The sequence below is a fragment of the Xanthomonas sp. SS genome (assembly GCF_014236835.1).
Lineage (GTDB): Bacteria > Pseudomonadota > Gammaproteobacteria > Xanthomonadales > Xanthomonadaceae > Xanthomonas_A.
This window is the reverse complement of sequence record NZ_CP051190.1, coordinates 4,623,126-4,638,226: the sequence shown is the minus strand read 5'-3', so window position 1 is coordinate 4,638,226 and position 15,101 is coordinate 4,623,126. Positions and strand designations below refer to the sequence as shown.

The following is a 15,101-nucleotide window of genomic DNA, read 5'->3' as shown; positions in this document are numbered from 1 at the left end:
ATAGAACGCACCGCCCTGCCGCAAACGCGGCGCCCATGGCGATACTCAGGAACAGGATATCGGCGCTGGCGGCGTGCGCTTGAGCCGGCGGCGGGCGCCCTACGATCGTCCCGGCGTGGACGAATGTCCACTTGCTCGCTTTCTTGCCGCGTAGACGCCAAGCGCTGCAGGCATCTCCCATCGCGCCATTCCTGCGCGTGCACGAGGCAAGAGAGAACCGGGATGTGCGAAATGTCTACGCTCGGGCGATGACGTAGCGCCGCGGGTGCACAAGCGTGGCCCTGCGGGTGCGCCTGTTCAGGGCGGCAGCAGGCGCGAGGCCCGGCCTGACCATCGATCGGGCGCTGCGCATGCAGCACCGGTTGGCACCCCGGCAGATCCCACGCGACCTGCCCGGATTCGATGACGCGCCCTAGAGCGCGGCGCGGACCTCGTCCAGGCTGGGCGGATTGGCGCCAGCGCGGGTGCAGTTGATCGCCGCCGCGGCCACGCAGAAGTCCAGCAATCGCTGCAGCGCCGGCGCCGACTGGTCCAGCGCGGCGAGCGCGGCCAAGTCGGGCAACTGGTGCAGCAGCGCGGCCTGGAAGCTGTCGCCGGCGCCGACGGTATCTGCAACCTGCACCGCGCGCCCGGCCACGCGCGCCTCGGCGTCGCCGCGCCAGGCCACTGCGCCATCGCCGCCCAGGGTCATCACCACCAGCGACGGACCCTGCTGCAGCCAGCTGCGCGCGATCGCGAACGGATCCTGCTGCGGATACAGCAGCTCGATGTCTTCCTGGCTGACCTTGACCACGTGCGCCAGCGCGATCCAGCGCGCCAGCCGCGCGCGCCACACCGCCATGTCCGGCTCCACCGTCGGCCGCACGTTCGGATCCAGCGAGATCAGCCGCTGCGCGCGTTCGCGCTCGGCCAGCGCCTGGAAGGTGCTGGCGGTGGTCTCGGCGACCAGGGTGTAGGAGCCGAAATGCAGGCCGCCGACCGTGGCGTCGAGCGCCGGCAGGTCGGCCGCGGTCAGCGCGCGGTCGGCGCAGCCGGTGCCGTAGAACGAATAGTTGGGCACGCCCTGCGCGTCCAGCGCGACCATCACCAGGGTGGTCGCCTCGCGCTTGTCGATGCAGTGCTGCAGCGCCACGCCCTCGCGTTCCAGGGTGCTGCGCAGCTGGCGGCCGAGCGGGTCGGTGGACAGGCCGGTGAACAGTGCCGACGGCGTGCCGAGCCGGGCCAGGCCGATCGCCACGTTGAACGGCGAGCCGCCCTGGCGCGCGGTCATGCCGACCGAGGTGCCGGCGTAGCCGTCGATGAAGATGTCGTACAGGGCCTCTCCACACACCACGAACATCGAACGGCTCCTCGGTTGGCTGCAGCGGCGCCGGGGCGGCGCGATGGGCGGCTATTGTGGCGTACAAGCTGTGGCGCGGCGACCATGGGCGCTGGTGCGGGGTGGTGGCTGCTTGTGTAGGCATGCTGCTTTTGTGTTTGAGGGTGCGAGGCTGCGCCCGTACCCTCATCCGCCCCTTCGGGGCACCTTCTCCCGAGGGGAGAAGGGAGCAGCCGTAGCCCCTCTCCCACCGGGAGAGGGGTTGGGGTGAGGGTCCGGCGCGAAGCGTCTCGTGGATACGGGAGCCGCTCGCTCGCGCGCCCCGACCGCACCTTGCCCATGTGCCCGCGATCGGCGTAGCTTCATCCACCCATCGCGCAAGGGCGCTTTCGATGAAGATCCTGCTCGCCGGTGCCACCGGCCTGGTCGGCTCGCATGTGCTGGCGCAGTTGCTTGCCGCGCCGGAATGCAGCGCAGTGGTCGCGCCGACCCGGCGCGCGCTGGATGTCGTGCACGCCAAGCTGGACAACCCGTTGGTCGATTTCGCGCAATTGCCGGCGCAGGCGCCGTGGTGGCCGGCCGATGCCGCAATCTGCGCGCTCGGCACCACCATGAAGCAGGCCGGCTCGCGCGAGGCGTTTCGCCGCGTCGATCACGCATATCCGCTGGCGATCGCGCGGCTGGCGCGGCAGCACGGCGCCACCGCGTTCGCGCTGAATTCGGCATTCGGCGCCGATCCGCGCTCGCGCCTGTTCTACAACCGGGTCAAGGGCGAACTGGAGCGCGACCTGCAGGCGCTGGGCTTCGCCTCGCTCACGTTGGTACGCCCGGGCCTGATCGGCGGCGAGCGCGCGCAGCCGCGTGCGGCCGAGCGCGCCGCCGCCGTCGTGCTCGGGATGCTCGGGCCGCTGCTGCCGCGGCGTTACCGGATCAATCCCGCCGCGCGCATCGCCGCCGCGTTGGTGGACAGCGCGTTGCGGCCGCGGGCCGGCTGCCAGGTGATCGGTTCCGAACGCCTGGCCTGAGCGCGTGACGGGCTACGGCCCGTCAACGCTAGTGGGATGGTCATGTCGCCGTGCGCTGTGCTGCGACCCGCATGCGATGCCGCCGCATCGCACTGGCCGAAGTGCGATGCGACGGCGACTTGCCATGCAAGTAGCGTCGCCGCGTTCCCGCGACTCCCGCCCGCGCGCGTGGCGCCTGCTGCATGGCGCCACGCAACGTCGCCATCGACGCGACGCTGCGCGCGGCGATCAGAAGTTCATGCTGACGCGCAGGCCGCCGACCACGCCGTTGTTGTCCTTGATCCCGTTGGCGTTGCGGATGTACTGCAGGTTCGGCATCAGCGACAGCGCCGGGGTGATGGCGTACTGGTAGTTCAGTTCCAGCGGATATTCGTATTCCTGCACGCCCACCGTCGTCGCGCCGGCCGGCAGCGCGGCGTTGTAGCGGCGCTGCGCAGCGCCGAGGCGTTCGCTGACGCGGGTACGACCGGCGGCAAAGCCGATGCGGTCGTAAGGACGCGAGGCGAACGGCGCGTCCAGCCACGCGCCCAGCTGCAGCATCTGGTCGATGCGGTCGGTGTCCTTGTCGGCCTGCACCCAGTTGCCGAACAGGCGCAGCGTGCCGCCGCCGGGCGCGCGCCACAGCACCTGCTCGGCCATGGCGTAGTAGCCGCTTTCGCTGTCCATCGTCGCGGTGGCGTCGGCGCTGACGTCCGACGGCAGGCCGCTGACGGTGACGGTATTGCGGTAGTCGGCGCTGTTGCGCCAGCCGCCGACGCGGTAATGGCCCTGCAGGCCGTCGCCGAAGGTGGGCAGGTATTCGATCTCGGCCACCACCAGCGTGCCCTTGCTGTCGCCGTCGGTGCGCAGTTTCAGGCCCTGGTCGCGGTCCAGGTTGTTCGGGTTGACGTCGTAGGCGCCGAGCTTGAAGCGCCAGGCGTCGTTGGGCTTGAACGCGACCACCGCGCCGTACTGGCTGATCGGATCGACGTACCAGCCGTTGCTGACGTAGCCGGGCAGGCCGCCGCAGAAGCTGAGGTTCTGGAACTTGCAGGAGAACGAGAAGAAATCGCCGTTGGCGTAGAGGCGGCCGAGCTTGATGCTGAGGCGGTCGTCGAACAGGTCCTGGGTCAGCGAGAACTGGCTCAGGCGCGTCACCGAGCCGCGGCCGTGGATCTCCTGCACCGCCAGCAGGGTGGGAAAGCCGGCCGTGTCGTTGAGCGAGTCGCCGTTGCGGTTGGCCACTTCGACCTTGAAGGTGGCGCCATGCCAGGCCCACAGCTTGTCCAGGTCAAAGGTGCCGGCCAGGAAGAACTGGTCGGCATAGGCGTAGGTATCGTCGCGGCTGCCGCCGGAGTTGTTGTGCGCGAACTCGCCGGTGTAGGACAGGCGCAGGTCCACGCCGCTGTCGACCAGCCGGGTGCGCGCGCCGCCCCAATCCCCGGTCAGGGTCTTGGCCGGATCGAAATCCTGCGCCGCGGCCTGCGCGCAGCACAGCGCTGCCGACAGTGCCGCCAGGACGAGGCATGGGGTCTTCTTGTTCATGGGCGACTCGCTTTGTGCGGGGCCGGCGGGTGCGCGCGGCCGGTCATGGAAAGGACGCCGGCGCGGCGGCTGCCGCGCGGCACAGGGTGGCGAACGGCGCCTGGGTGGCGGCGGTCGTGGCGGTGCGTGGTCTGAGGCTGAGGTGCGCAGGGCGACAGGATCCGCGGGCATGCCGTTGGAGGCGGGAAGCTTTACGGATGACGGTGTCGGTGCACGGATGGAACACATGGCCTCCCGGTCGCCCATCGCGACGCGCTGCGCTGGGCTGGGTGAACGTGGATACAACCCCTGTGACCGGAGCATATCGTCGCCACGTTCGTTTGATGTTCGTTATTTTTCGAATTAGAACTTTCTTGTTTTTCTTTGTTCAGGATTGGCAGCGATCGCCAAATCCAGTGCATGGTCCACCGCCCCCGTCGTGCCTTGCGTGGCGCGGGTTTCTGGCGTTCGAGTGAGGTGCGCTGCGACTTTCGCTTATCGCCGCTGCCGCTTCGGGAAGGGCGGCGCGGGGCATGTTTTGCTGCATCGCAGCGTCCGGAATGGGCGCAGAAGCCGCCGCGATGGCGCGCGCTGTGTGGCGTACCTCCACGACGGCTGCTGCAGGGCCGGGTTGCTGGCGTCTGTCATCCCTGCCGGGTCGGCCCGCCGCCGCATCCGCCTGGCAATGTCTTCCTGCCGCACGAGCGGTGCCGCTGTTGGAGATGCGTTGCGGCGCGGCGCCGCTTGCCCGGCGGGCGTCGCAGCGTGGTTCAGGCGCCCAGCGACTGCCCGCCGTCCACCGCCAGCACCTGCCCGGTGATCCAGCGCGCCTGCGGCGAGGCCAGGAACAGTGCGGCGTTGCTGACGTCCTCGAGCGCGCCGAAGTCGCCGAACGGAATGGCGGCACGGATGCGCCGGTACAGCTCCGGCTGCTGCGCGCGGCGCTGGTCCCACAGCCCGCCGGGGAACTCGATCGAGCCGGGCGCGATCGCATTGACCCGGATCCGTTCGCGCGCCAGTTCGGCGGCCAGGGTGGTCGTGTAGTAATTCAGCGCGGCCTTGGCCGCCGAGTACGCCGGCACCCGCGGCGTCGGCCGCAGTGCGTTGATCGAGCTGATGTTGAGGATGCAGGCGCGTTGGCTGGCGCGCAGCAGCGGCAGCGCGGCGCGGTTGCAGCGCACCGCGGCCATCAGGTCGATGTCGAACCCGGCCTGCCAGCTGGCGTCGTCGTCGCTATGGCCGTAGCCGGAGGCGTTGTTGACCACCACGTCGATGCCGCCCAGGGTGTCGGCCGCGTGCGCCACCCAGCGCTGGATCTGCGCCGGATCGGCCAGGTCGCAGGTCAGCCGCGACACCGGATGGCCGTGGCGGAGCAACTGCTCGGCCGCCTCGGTCAGGCCGGCGGGATTGCGTGCGCAGATCGCCAGCGCGGCGCCGTGGCGGGCGAAGGCGTCGGCGATCGCCAGGCCGATGCCGCGGCTGGCGCCGGCGACGAGGACGCGGCAGCCCGCGAAGGCGGAAGGGTCGGTCATCGGCAACTCCTGCGGCGGCGCCGGCATGCGCCGGGCACCGATTATCGGCCAATGCGCAGCGCGGGGCCGGGTTCTGGCACCATGGCGGCCCGCCGCGCATGCAGGCGGCCGGCCGCAGGGCCTGCCCACGCGCCGCCGCCCGCGGCCAGCGCCGCGCATGCCGGCCGCCGCGTTCCCTCTTTTCAGGATCCTCCCCGCAGTGAAGAAGACCTACCAGCTCCGCATCGAAGGCAAGCACCCCGACCGCCTGCTCGACGCCAGCAAGCACGACATCCGCAAGTACATCCGCCGCGAACGCCGCAAGGCCTTGCCGGCCGGCGCCGACTACTGGGACTTCGACACGCTGTTCGGCGCCGAGGAAGCCAGCGCCGCGGTGGTGCCGCCGGCCGAGTTGCTGCGTTCGATCGACGCGCTGGTCGCCACGGGCGGCACCCAGTTCTATGTGGAAATCCGCAGCAAGCCGGGCAAGCGCACGCCGCGGCCGCAGGGCGATGCCGCGGTGGCCGATCCGTTCGACGATTGAGCGTGGGTGCCGCCGCTCCTGTTTGGAGTGGATGCGGGTGGCCTTCGGGTCATCGGCCGCGGTGATTGATACGGGGGCGTTCGGTTGCTGTCGCGGCTGAAGCCGCTCCTACAGAAGCTGGCCGAAGGGACTGTAGGAGCGGCTTCAGCCGCGACCGACAGGATCGGCGCGCGCAATGCATCGAATCGCTGGCGCCCGCCGCGTTGCAAAACAGCGCGCGCATCTCGGACCGCCGGCCGCGATCAGCGCCGCGAACGCGCTCACTCCTTCGCAGGCAACGCACCGCCGCCCTGCGCGTTCGCCGCGCGCAGCTTGTCCTTCTTGCTGGGGCGCTTGCCCTTGATGCCGCCGGTCTGCGGCGCTGCCTCGGCGGCGGGCGCGGCCGTGTGCGTCGGTTCGAAACCGGCGATGCGCTCGCGCGGCACGCGCAGGTGCTGGCGCTTTTCGATCAGGCGCAGGTGCGCCTCGCTGGCCGCATCGACGAAGCTCAGCGCCAGGCCGTCGGCACCGGCGCGCCCGGTGCGGCCGATGCGGTGGGTGTAGTCGGCGGTGGCGCGCGGCAGGTCGTAGTTGACCACCACCGGCAGCTGCGCGATGTCCAGGCCGCGCGCGGCCACGTCGGTGGCCACCAGGACCTGCACCTGGCCGCTCCGGAAGCCGGCCAGCGCCTGGTTGCGGCGGCCCTGGCTCAGTTCGCCATGGAACGGCTGCGCCAGCACGCCGGCCTTGCCCAGCTTCTCGGCCAGATTGTCGGCGCCGCGCTGGCTGGCCACGAACACCAGCGCCTGCGGCCAGGCCTCGCTGTGCAGCAGGTGCCGCAGCAGCGCAGTGCGCTGCCCGCTGTCCACTTCGATCGCACGCTGGCGGATCGTCGCCGGGGCCGCGGCGGCCGCGTCCTCGCCGATGCGTCGCGGTCCGCGCATCAGGCGTTGCGCAAGCACTTCCACCTCGGCCGGGAAGGTGGCCGAGAACAGCAGGGTCTGCCGACGCCGCGGCAACAGTGCCAGGATACGGCTCAGTTCCGCTTCGAAGCCCAGCGCCAGCAGGCGGTCGGCTTCGTCCAGCACCAAGGTGCCCACCGCGCCCAGATCCACGGCGTTGTGCGCGACCAGGTCGAGCAGTCGGCCCGGGGTGGCCACGACGATGTCGGCACCGCCGCGCAGCTTCAGCATCTGCGGATTGAGCGAGGCGCCGCCGGCGACCGTGGTCACCTTGACCCGCCGCGGCAGGAAGCGGCCCAGCGCCTGCAAGGTGTCGCCGACCTGCGCGGCCAGCTCGCGGGTCGGCACCAGCACCAGGCCGCGCACGCGGCGGCTGGCCGGCGCCAGCGCCGCGCGCTGCAGCAGCGGCAGCGCGAAGGCCGCGGTCTTGCCCGAGCCGGTCGCGGCGCAGGCCAGCAGGTCGTCGCCGCGCAGGATCGGCGCGATCGCCTGCGCCTGGATCGCGGTGGGCGCGGTATAGCCGGCGGCGTCGAGCGCGCGCGAGAACGCGGGCAGCAGCTCGGGGGCGAGGCCCAGCGTAGTGAATGGCATGCAGCGAGGTCCGGAAGGTGGGCGGCGAAACCGATGTCGCCGCGATGCTCCGCGGCGGACGTAGCCGCGCAGCCTACCCGCAGCCGGACGCCTATGCGAGGCGCACGCGCCTGGGGGTGTCCGATGGCCGCTATTCGAGAGATGGTCAGTCCGGGGTAGCGGACAGCTGCGGCATGCCCTGGCGTCGTGTGGGAAATGGCCGCGCCAACCGCCGCTCGCAGGCAAGACGACGCGCGGAAAACCTGGGGTCGTGCCCTCGATCATTACCGAACCGGTCGTGCATGGAAGCGAGGCGCGCATGCACCTCGCCATGCGCATCGGCGATCACGCGTGCGCGGGTTCGCCTGCAACGCCGCGTTGCCATGCCACCGCACGGTCACCCACCTGGGATGGCCGTGCGGCAGGCAGTACCGGCGCCGCGCTTACTGGCAGGTCACGCCGACCGCACTGAACGCGGCCGTCACCGCCGCCACCGGACGGCCCAGGTCGCTGGCCGCGGTGCGCACGCCGCAGGCGCCGCTGTTGAAGCTGGTGCTCGGGGTCCAGTACAGGCGGTTGGCGCGGGCGAAGACCTCGAAGGCGGTGCGCGTGTTCCAGCCGGAGGTGGTGGCCAGCTTGTAGAACGCCTTGTTGTAGACGCCGGAGGAGTAGTGCACGTCCAGCCCGCTGCGGTAGTTGGCGGCGTTGTCGATCGAGGATCCGTCCTGCGGCGGATTGGCCATGTAGCGCAGCGCGCCGTTGGATTTGAAGATCTCCGGGCCGACCAGGAAATCGTTGCTGCCCTTGAGGTAGTACTCGGTGGCCTCGCCGGCGATGTCCGAATATGCCTCGTTGATGCCGCCGGACTGGCCGGAGTAGGTGAGGCCGGAATTCTGCTCGGTGAAGCCGTGCGAGACCTCGTGGCCGGCGACGTCGATGCTGACCAGCGGATAGAAGCGGGTGTTGCCGTCGCCGAAGGTCATCGTCGACCCGTTCCAGAACGCGTTCTCGTAGCGCGTGCTGTAGTGCACGCGCATCACAAGTTGGAAGCTCAGCGGTGCCACCCCGGCATAGGCGCGGTACATCTTCTCGATGATGCCGCCGAAATAATGCGCGTCGTTGATCGGCGAATAGGCGCCGTTGATGGCCTTGTAGGTGTTGCGCGGGCAGGCGAACTGGTAGGCGGTGCTGCCGGAGGTGCCGCCGTTGAGGTTCACCGACTTGACCGTGCTGTTCTGCATGCGGCAGTTGTTGTCCACCTCGAGGAAGCCGTGGATGCTGCCGCTGGTGCCGTATTCGTACTGCCCGGTCTTGGCGTTGCCGCCAGGGCCGGTGGCATCGCGGGTGGTCAGGCCGTCCCATTGCCGCAGGATCGCGCCGCTGCGCGCATCGACGATCACGAACGGCCGGGTCGGCTCGCCGCCCTGCGGCGCGTCGGCGAAGAACGACACCACGTAGGCCATGTGCGCGCGGTCGTCGTCGTCGAGGTAGATCATCTGCGGCGCCTGTGCGCGCTCGATGCGGCGCGCGGCCAGCGCATCACCGAGCGCGGCACGCTTGGCTACGTCCAGCGCGCGGCTGGCCGGCAGCAATGCGCTGGCGGCGGCCGTGGTCGTGGCCGGCAGCTCGCTCGCCAGGCCCGCCACCGAGCGCCCGAACAGGCTGCGCACACTGCCGTCGCTGCGCTCGCTGACGACGACATGCTCGCCCCAGATCGGCACGCCGCGGAAGGTCTGCTGGTAGCGGCTGTGCACGGTGCCGTCGTCGTCGGTGCTGCTGCTCAGCAGGGTCAGCGCGGACTCGGCATCCAGGCCGATCAGTTCGGCGTGGCGCACCGCGGCCGCGGCAGGAACGCCGCCAAGGCTGGTGGTGGCGGCCTTGTACTGCACGTTGAGCGTGCCGAGATCCTTGCCGTGCAGGTCCACGCGCTCGGCGGCCATGGCCGAGGTGGCGGCGAGGGCGAGCAGCAACGGCGACAGCAGCGCGAGCGGGCGGTGGCGGATGGACTGGGGCATCTTCGTGTTCCTCGCAAGTGATAGGGAATGTCGTGCCGGCGCGGCTGCGCATGGCGGCCACGGGTAGTTGCGGTTGTGTGCGGAAGTGCGTCGGCGTTGCGGCCAATGGCGCGGTGCCGTCCCCCTGGCAACGACCATAACGATGCGGTTACGGGCCGTGGTAGACAGCGTTTGTTCAGGCTTTCGATCTGGGATGGCGAGCCGGATGTGCGGCTCCCACGCGCGCCAGGGCGGCACGCCTGCCGCTGCGTGCCGAGCGTGCGGCGTCGATGGCGTGGGCTGCGCCTGTGCCAAACAAACCAAAAGGTTAGTGCGTAACAGCACTGAAAAAGATAATCGGGCTGCCTTCAGTCGGCAGATGCGCAAGCGGCGCTGCAGTGTGATCGAGCTGAGTTGCTGGGAGGTCGCGAAAACTGCAGAAAATTAGCTGTTTCCCGGCGAATTGCGCACAGTGCGGAAGCTTGATTTACGTACTTTCGCGTACTGTAAAAAGGTTGGCGTACGGCCTTCGCGGTGGGAATGCAGTTAATCGGTAGACACGAGCGATCCAAAATGCGTGGCAAGTCACCTTTGGGACGATTGGCGATTGCCGTCGTGGAGTGCGGATTGCTATATATCGGCCGCGTTTAGTCGGCACGGTGTTGGGTGCCGACGCGTGTCTTTCCTCCCCCGGGATCGCAACGCCATGACTTCTTCGCTCCTGCAGCCGAGTTCGGCTGCGTTCGCCGCGGCGGTACGCGCGTACCGGCAGCGGCGTTGGCCCGTCGCCGCGGCGCGCCGTCGTCTGCGCGGATGCCTCGCGCGCAGTGTGCTGGGTATAGCGTGCGCCGTTGTTGTGCTGGCTGCGCCATCGCTGTCGGCGCAGGCGCCGGATATCCGCGCGCTGCGGCAGGCCGCCACCGGCGCGCGTTTCAGCTTCGGCCATTCCACCTATCGGCTGATTCCTGGCGCGGTGGTGCGGCTGCATGCCGAAGATGGTCTACGCGATCGGCGCACGATGCCGGCCGCCGACGGAGTGGTGGCACAGATCGGCCCGTACGCGATCCTGCTCGGACGCGATACGCACAACGCAGTGCCGGCGTCGCGCGATCCGTCCAGGCAGGACGAACGGCTGGCCGCGGCGATCAACGAGCTGACCGAGCAGACCGTGCTGGTCGCGCCCAAGCTGAAGCTGTTCGGCACCACGCCGGCGGTGGTCGAAGCGCTGGCGCACCGGACCGGCGGCACCCTGGTCTACGCCTCGGCGATCGACGGCAGCGCGGTGATCGGCTACGGCTCGGTCGACGCCGCGCATGCGGCGCTGGTGCAGTTGCAGCAGGCCCGCGGCGTGGCCGAGGTGGCGCTGCAGGTGATCCAGGCCTTCGACGAGCGCAACTGATGGGTGGCAAGCACCGCCGCCTCGTTGCGAGGCGGCGGCGCAGTTCGCTCAGCCCGGCAGGGCCAGATCGTCGATCATCGCGCGCAGGAAGCGCGCCGCCTCGCCGCCGGTGCAGGCGCGGTGGTCGAAGCTCAGCGACAGCGGCAGCAGCTTGTGCGTTTCCACGCCGCCCATCACCGGCACCAGTTGGTGGCGGGCGCGGCCGGCGGCGACGATCGCCACGCACGGCGGCACCACGATCGGCGTGGCGTAGCGGCCAGCGAACATGCCGAAGTTGGACAGCGAGATGGTGTAGCCGCTCAGTTCGGAGGCGGCGATGCTGCGCGTCTCCACCTGCTGGCGCAGGCGGTTGACGCCTTCGCGAATGCCACGCGCGTCGAGCATGTCGGCATTGCGCAGCGCCGGCACGAACAGGCCGTCGTCGGTGTCCACGGCGATGCCGATGTCGACCTGCGCGTGCAGGGTGCGGGTCAGCGCGTCGCCGTCGAACCAGGCATTGAGCGCCGGCACCGCCTGGCAGGCGGCGACGATCGCGCGCACCAGGCGCACGGTCATGTCGTTGCCGGGCGCCCAGGCGTGGACGTCGGCGTCGTCGTTGAGCGTGGTCAGCACCACTTCGCGATGCGCCTGCGCCATCACCCGCGCCATGTTGCGGCGCACGCCCTTGAGCGGCTCGGGCTGGCCGTGCGCGGTGGTGCCGGGCGGCTGGGTGCGCATCGGCTTGCCGGTGGTGGACAGTGGCGTGCGCGAGGGTGCTGCAGGTGTTGGTGCCGGTGCAGGAGAGGCTTCAGCCGCGGCTTGCGATTGGCGTGTGGTCGCGGCTGATGGCCCGAGGCCACCCGGAGCCGCTCCTACAACGGCTGTACCGTCGGCGGCGGCCTGCTTTACGTCGGCCAGGGTCACTGCGCCGTCGCCGCCGCTGGCGCGCACCCGCGCCAGGTCCACGCCCAGTTTTTTCGCCAGCGCGCGCACCGCCGGCATCGCGCGCACGCCGCCGACCGAGACGCTGCGCTCGCTGTGCACGGCGTTGGAGCTCTGCATCGCGCCGACCACGGTGCCGGCGTCGTCGCGTGCGCCATCGCCTGGCGCCGCGTCGGCATCGCGCAGTTCGCCGCCGTCGTCGGAGGCGATGACGCGGTCGTTGTCGCCGGGCGCATCGGCGCCGGCGCCCTTGCCGGGACTGGCCGGCGCGGCGCCACCGTGGTGATGCCCGGTGTCCTGGCCTTCGGCGCGCTGCGGCATGTTGGCGTCGGGCGCGAACTGCGCCAGCATGCTGCCGGTGACGACGATGTCGCCCGGCGCGCCGGCCAGCTTCAGCACCTTGCCGGACACCGGCGAGGGCACCTCGACCACCGCCTTGGCGGTTTCCATCGACACCAGCGGCTCGTCGAGCTGGATGGTGTCGCCTTCCTTGACGAACCATTCGACGATGGTGGCGTCGGGCAGGCCTTCGCCCAGGTCGGGCAGATTGAAATTCTTGGTTTGGCTCATGTGGTCTCTTCCAGCAGTTCCAGGTCGCGCGCCGGCAGCCAGCCCTGCACGCCATCGGCGCGTTCGGCCCACCACCAGTCGCCGTATTCGTAATGCAGGGTCACGGTGTCGCCCTGCACGGCATCCAGTTCGCGCGCGTCGTAGTCGCGCAGCGCTTCGGCGTGGCCGTCGCCGGTGGCGCGCAGCCAGGCCAGCGGCGCCCAGCCGGCGTTGCCGGCCGCGGTCGTGGTCCAGACGAACGCGGGCCATTCCTCGTCGCGCACGCCCAGCACCACTCGCTCGCCGGCGGCGAAGCGGATCGGGTGCGGGTAGGCGGCGCGGTAGTCGCTGAGCAGGCGCGCCTGCATGTCAGCCTGCGGCGACGGCACGCTTGGCCGCCGCGACGATCTTGTCCACGCTTGGCAGGTATTTCATCTCCAGCCGGAACAAGGGAATGTGGGTGTCGTAGCCGGTCACCCGCTGCACCGGCGCGACCAGGTCGTACATCGACTGTTCGGCCAGGCGCGCGGCGATCTCGGCGCCGAAGCCGGCGCTGCGCGGGGCCTCCTGCACGATCACGCAGCGGCCGGTGCGCGCCACCGATTCGGCGATGGTGTCGAAGTCCAGCGGGCGCAGCGTGGCCACGTCGATGACCTCGGCGCTGATGCCGTCGGCGGCCAGCTTGTCGGCCGCTTCCAGCGCTTCCTTGACCTGCGCGCCCCAGGCGACCAGGGTCACGTCACTGCCCTCGCGCAGCACGAAGCACACGTCCAGCGGCAGCGCCTCGCCGTCGTCGGCGACCACTTCCTTGTACTGGCGGTACAGGCGCTTGGGTTCCATGTAGATCACCGGGTCCGGCTCGCGGATCGCCGCCAGCAGCAGGCCGTAGGCGCGCTGCGGCGAGGACGGCAGCACCACGCGCAAGCCCGGCACGTTGGTGAAGATGGCCTCGTTGGCTTCGCTGTGGTGCTCCGGCGCGCGGATCCCACCGCCCCACGGCACGCGCAGCACCATCGGGCAGTGCAGGCGGCCGCGGGTGCGGTTGCGCAGGCGCGCGGCGTGGCAGATCAGGTGATCGACCATCGGATAGACGAAGCCGTCGAACTGCGCCTCGGCCACCGGCTTCATGCCCTGCGCGGCCAAGCCGACGGTCAGACCGGCGATGGTAGTTTCGTCCAGCGGGGTGTCCAGCACGCGCTGCGCGCCGAAGCGCTGCTGCAGGCCGGCGGTGGCGCGGAACACGCCGCCGTTGACGCCCACGTCCTCGCCCAGCACCAGCACCGACGGGTCGTGCTGCAGTTCCCAGGCCAGGGCCTGGGTGACGGCTTCGATCAGGGTGATGGGGGTGCTGGTCATGGACTGGTCTCCGCGCGCTGTGGCCGCGCTGTGGGCGGTGCCGGCCGCATGCGCGGCGGCCGTGTCGGCAAGGCGAGGGCTGAGCTCATCCATGGCGCTGCTCCAGGGCGATGGCATCGGCACGCTGCGCGAGCAGGTCCGGCGGCGGATCGGCATACAGGTAGTCGAACATCGCCTCCACCGGCTGCACAGGGGTGGCCAGGTAGGCATCGACCTCGATGTCGACCAGGCGCGCGCATTCCTGCTTCCACGCCGCTTCCTCGGCCTCGTTCCACAGGCCCTGCGCGGTCAGCCAGGTGCGCAGCCGGGTCAGCGGCTCGCGCTCCCAGGCCTGCTTGACCTCGGTCTCGTCGCGGTAGCGGCGCGCGTCGTCGGCGGTGGTGTGGTCGGACAGGCGGTAGGTCATGAATTCGATGACCGTGCCACCCTGGCCGCTCAGCGCGCGCTCGCGCGCCTGGCGCATCGCTTCCAGTACCGCGATCAGGTCGTTGCCGTCCACCTGCAGGCAGTGCAGGCCGCCGGCCAGGCCCTTCTGCGCCAGGGTCTGCGCGCCGGTCTGCGCCGCGCGCGGCACCGAGATCGCCCAGCCGTTGTTGATCACGCACAGGATCAGCGGCAGTTGATAGGCGCCGGCGGAATTGAGCGCGGCATAGAAATCGGTCTTGGAGGAGCCGCCGTCGCCGCAGGTGGCGACGGCGACATGGCCTTCGCCGCGCAGCTTGAACGCCAGCGCCGAGCCGGCGGCATGCAGGCACTGGGTGGAGATCGGCACGCAGATCGGGAAGTCCTTGGCGGCGTCGGAATCGCGCAGGAAGTCGCTGCCGCGTTCGTCGCCGCCCCAGTACAGCAGCACTTCGCGCGGGCGCACGCCGCGCATGAACATGGCGCCGTATTCGCGGTAGCTGGGCGCCAGCACGTCGCCGCTGCGCATCGAGGCGCCGATGCCGATGTGGGTGGCTTCGTGGCCCAGGCAGGAGGCGTAGGTGCCGAGCTTGCCGGTGCGTTGCAGGGCCACGGCCTTGCTGTCGAAGGTGCGCACGTAGAGCATCTGCTTGAACAGCGCCAGCAGGGTCTGCGGGTTGGCCGAGTCGGCCGGGAGGGCGTCGCGGGCCGGCTGGCCGTCCGCGTCGAGGTACTGCAGGTATTCGATTTCGAACTGGGCGGCGATGGTCATGACAGCGGCACTCTCGACAACAAGTTTCAAATGATATGACTCGGCATGTTAAGGACGGCGTGCACAAAAGCCGTCCTGCACCGCAGCACGGTATCTTGCTGGATTGCAGCAAAAACTTGCGCTTTGAGGGCTTTGCGCATTGCTGGCGTTCACTTGGGCGATTGTTGCGTTGCGGTGGTTGGCTGCGCGGTGGTTGCGGATGTCCATCGGTGGACGTTTGGGGTTGGGCGTGATGGCGGCTGCTGTGGCGTTCGAGCGATTGCGCAAAAGCAATGGCGACGGCAAGAGCAAGATCA

Annotated in this window: 12 protein-coding genes; 3 read left to right on the top strand and 9 right to left on the bottom strand. The window is 70.1% G+C overall.

The features are described 5' to 3' along the window. Positions 1-412: 412 nt before the first annotated feature. Positions 413-1,339, bottom strand: coding sequence for a carbohydrate kinase family protein (locus HEP74_RS19620; RefSeq protein ID WP_185814287.1), 927 nt, complete (start codon positions 1,337-1,339; stop codon positions 413-415). A 371-nt stretch (positions 1,340-1,710) separates the two neighbouring features. On the opposite strand from HEP74_RS19620, the gene HEP74_RS19615 reads away from it, so the two are divergent. After that, positions 1,711-2,343: a Rossmann-fold NAD(P)-binding domain-containing protein gene (locus HEP74_RS19615; protein ID WP_185814286.1), complete on the top strand. Its 633-nt coding sequence runs from the start codon at positions 1,711-1,713 to the stop codon at positions 2,341-2,343. Positions 2,344-2,571: 228 nt separating this feature from the next. On the opposite strand, the gene HEP74_RS19610 is transcribed toward HEP74_RS19615, so the two are convergent. Together HEP74_RS19610 and HEP74_RS19605 are read right to left on the bottom strand one after the other, a co-directional pair. Next, on the bottom strand, positions 2,572-3,867 hold the full coding sequence (locus HEP74_RS19610; RefSeq protein WP_185814285.1) for a carbohydrate porin: 1,296 nt from the start codon (positions 3,865-3,867) through the stop codon (positions 2,572-2,574). Positions 3,868-4,616: 749 nt separating this feature from the next. Then, positions 4,617-5,378, bottom strand: coding sequence for an SDR family NAD(P)-dependent oxidoreductase (locus tag HEP74_RS19605; protein WP_185814284.1), 762 nt, complete (start codon positions 5,376-5,378; stop codon positions 4,617-4,619). 199 nt (positions 5,379-5,577) lie between these two features. Between HEP74_RS19605 and HEP74_RS19600 the strand changes: the two genes are divergently transcribed. Then, entirely contained in the window at positions 5,578-5,901 is a 324-nt protein-coding gene (locus HEP74_RS19600; RefSeq protein WP_185814283.1) for a DUF6172 family protein, read from the top strand. Between the two features lie 260 nt (positions 5,902-6,161). Here HEP74_RS19600 and HEP74_RS19595 read toward each other — a convergent pair whose 3' ends face one another. After that, the gene (locus HEP74_RS19595; protein ID WP_185814282.1) at positions 6,162-7,433 is read right to left on the bottom strand and encodes a DEAD/DEAH box helicase; all 1,272 of its coding nucleotides are present in this window, start codon (positions 7,431-7,433) and stop codon (positions 6,162-6,164) included. A gap of 422 nt (positions 7,434-7,855) precedes the next feature. Then, the gene (locus HEP74_RS19590; protein ID WP_185814281.1) at positions 7,856-9,427 is read right to left on the bottom strand and encodes a M4 family metallopeptidase; all 1,572 of its coding nucleotides are present in this window, start codon (positions 9,425-9,427) and stop codon (positions 7,856-7,858) included. 835 nt (positions 9,428-10,262) lie between these two features. On the opposite strand from HEP74_RS19590, the gene HEP74_RS19585 reads away from it, so the two are divergent. Further along, a complete protein-coding gene (locus HEP74_RS19585) occupies positions 10,263-10,805 on the top strand; it encodes a hypothetical protein (RefSeq protein ID WP_255427803.1) in 543 nt (180 codons plus the stop codon). 48 nt (positions 10,806-10,853) lie between these two features. Here the strand turns inward: HEP74_RS19585 and HEP74_RS19580 are convergent, their stop codons facing one another. The 4 genes from HEP74_RS19580 to pdhA are packed head-to-tail and all read right to left on the bottom strand — an operon-like array spanning position 10,854 to position 14,805. Further along, entirely contained in the window at positions 10,854-12,296 is a 1,443-nt protein-coding gene (locus HEP74_RS19580; RefSeq protein ID WP_185814279.1) for a dihydrolipoamide acetyltransferase family protein, read from the bottom strand. Further along, positions 12,293-12,643, bottom strand: coding sequence for an SH3 domain-containing protein (locus HEP74_RS19575; RefSeq protein ID WP_179569239.1), 351 nt, complete (start codon positions 12,641-12,643; stop codon positions 12,293-12,295). Before HEP74_RS19575 ends, HEP74_RS19580 begins: the two co-directional genes overlap by 4 nt. A 1-nt stretch (position 12,644) precedes the next feature. Next, complete coding sequence (locus HEP74_RS19570; protein WP_179569237.1) at positions 12,645-13,724, bottom strand: alpha-ketoacid dehydrogenase subunit beta; 1,080 nt, start codon at positions 13,722-13,724, stop codon at positions 12,645-12,647. After that, on the bottom strand, positions 13,717-14,805 hold the full coding sequence (pdhA, locus tag HEP74_RS19565; RefSeq protein ID WP_185814278.1) for a pyruvate dehydrogenase (acetyl-transferring) E1 component subunit alpha: 1,089 nt from the start codon (positions 14,803-14,805) through the stop codon (positions 13,717-13,719). The genes HEP74_RS19570 and pdhA overlap by 8 nt, the downstream gene beginning before the upstream one ends. Between the last annotated feature and the right edge of the window lie 296 nt (positions 14,806-15,101).

What these genes read in the sequence shown, in the direction of transcription:
- HEP74_RS19595 (WP_185814282.1), bottom strand. Translation starts at nt 7,433, where the DNA reads ATGCCATTCACTACGCTGGGCCTCGCCCCCGAGCTGCTGCCCGCGTTC.
- HEP74_RS19620 (WP_185814287.1), bottom strand. Translation starts at nt 1,339, where the DNA reads ATGTTCGTGGTGTGTGGAGAGGCCCTGTACGACATCTTCATCGACGGC.
- HEP74_RS19605 (WP_185814284.1), bottom strand. Translation starts at nt 5,378, where the DNA reads ATGACCGACCCTTCCGCCTTCGCGGGCTGCCGCGTCCTCGTCGCCGGC.
- HEP74_RS19615 (WP_185814286.1), top strand. Translation starts at nt 1,711, where the DNA reads ATGAAGATCCTGCTCGCCGGTGCCACCGGCCTGGTCGGCTCGCATGTG.
- HEP74_RS19580 (WP_185814279.1), bottom strand. Translation starts at nt 12,296, where the DNA reads ATGAGCCAAACCAAGAATTTCAATCTGCCCGACCTGGGCGAAGGCCTG.
- HEP74_RS19575 (WP_179569239.1), bottom strand. Translation starts at nt 12,643, where the DNA reads ATGCAGGCGCGCCTGCTCAGCGACTACCGCGCCGCCTACCCGCACCCG.
- HEP74_RS19570 (WP_179569237.1), bottom strand. Translation starts at nt 13,724, where the DNA reads ATGGATGAGCTCAGCCCTCGCCTTGCCGACACGGCCGCCGCGCATGCG.
- pdhA (WP_185814278.1), bottom strand. Translation starts at nt 14,805, where the DNA reads ATGACCATCGCCGCCCAGTTCGAAATCGAATACCTGCAGTACCTCGAC.
- HEP74_RS19590 (WP_185814281.1), bottom strand. Translation starts at nt 9,427, where the DNA reads ATGCCCCAGTCCATCCGCCACCGCCCGCTCGCGCTGCTGTCGCCGTTG.
- HEP74_RS19610 (WP_185814285.1), bottom strand. Translation starts at nt 3,867, where the DNA reads ATGAACAAGAAGACCCCATGCCTCGTCCTGGCGGCACTGTCGGCAGCG.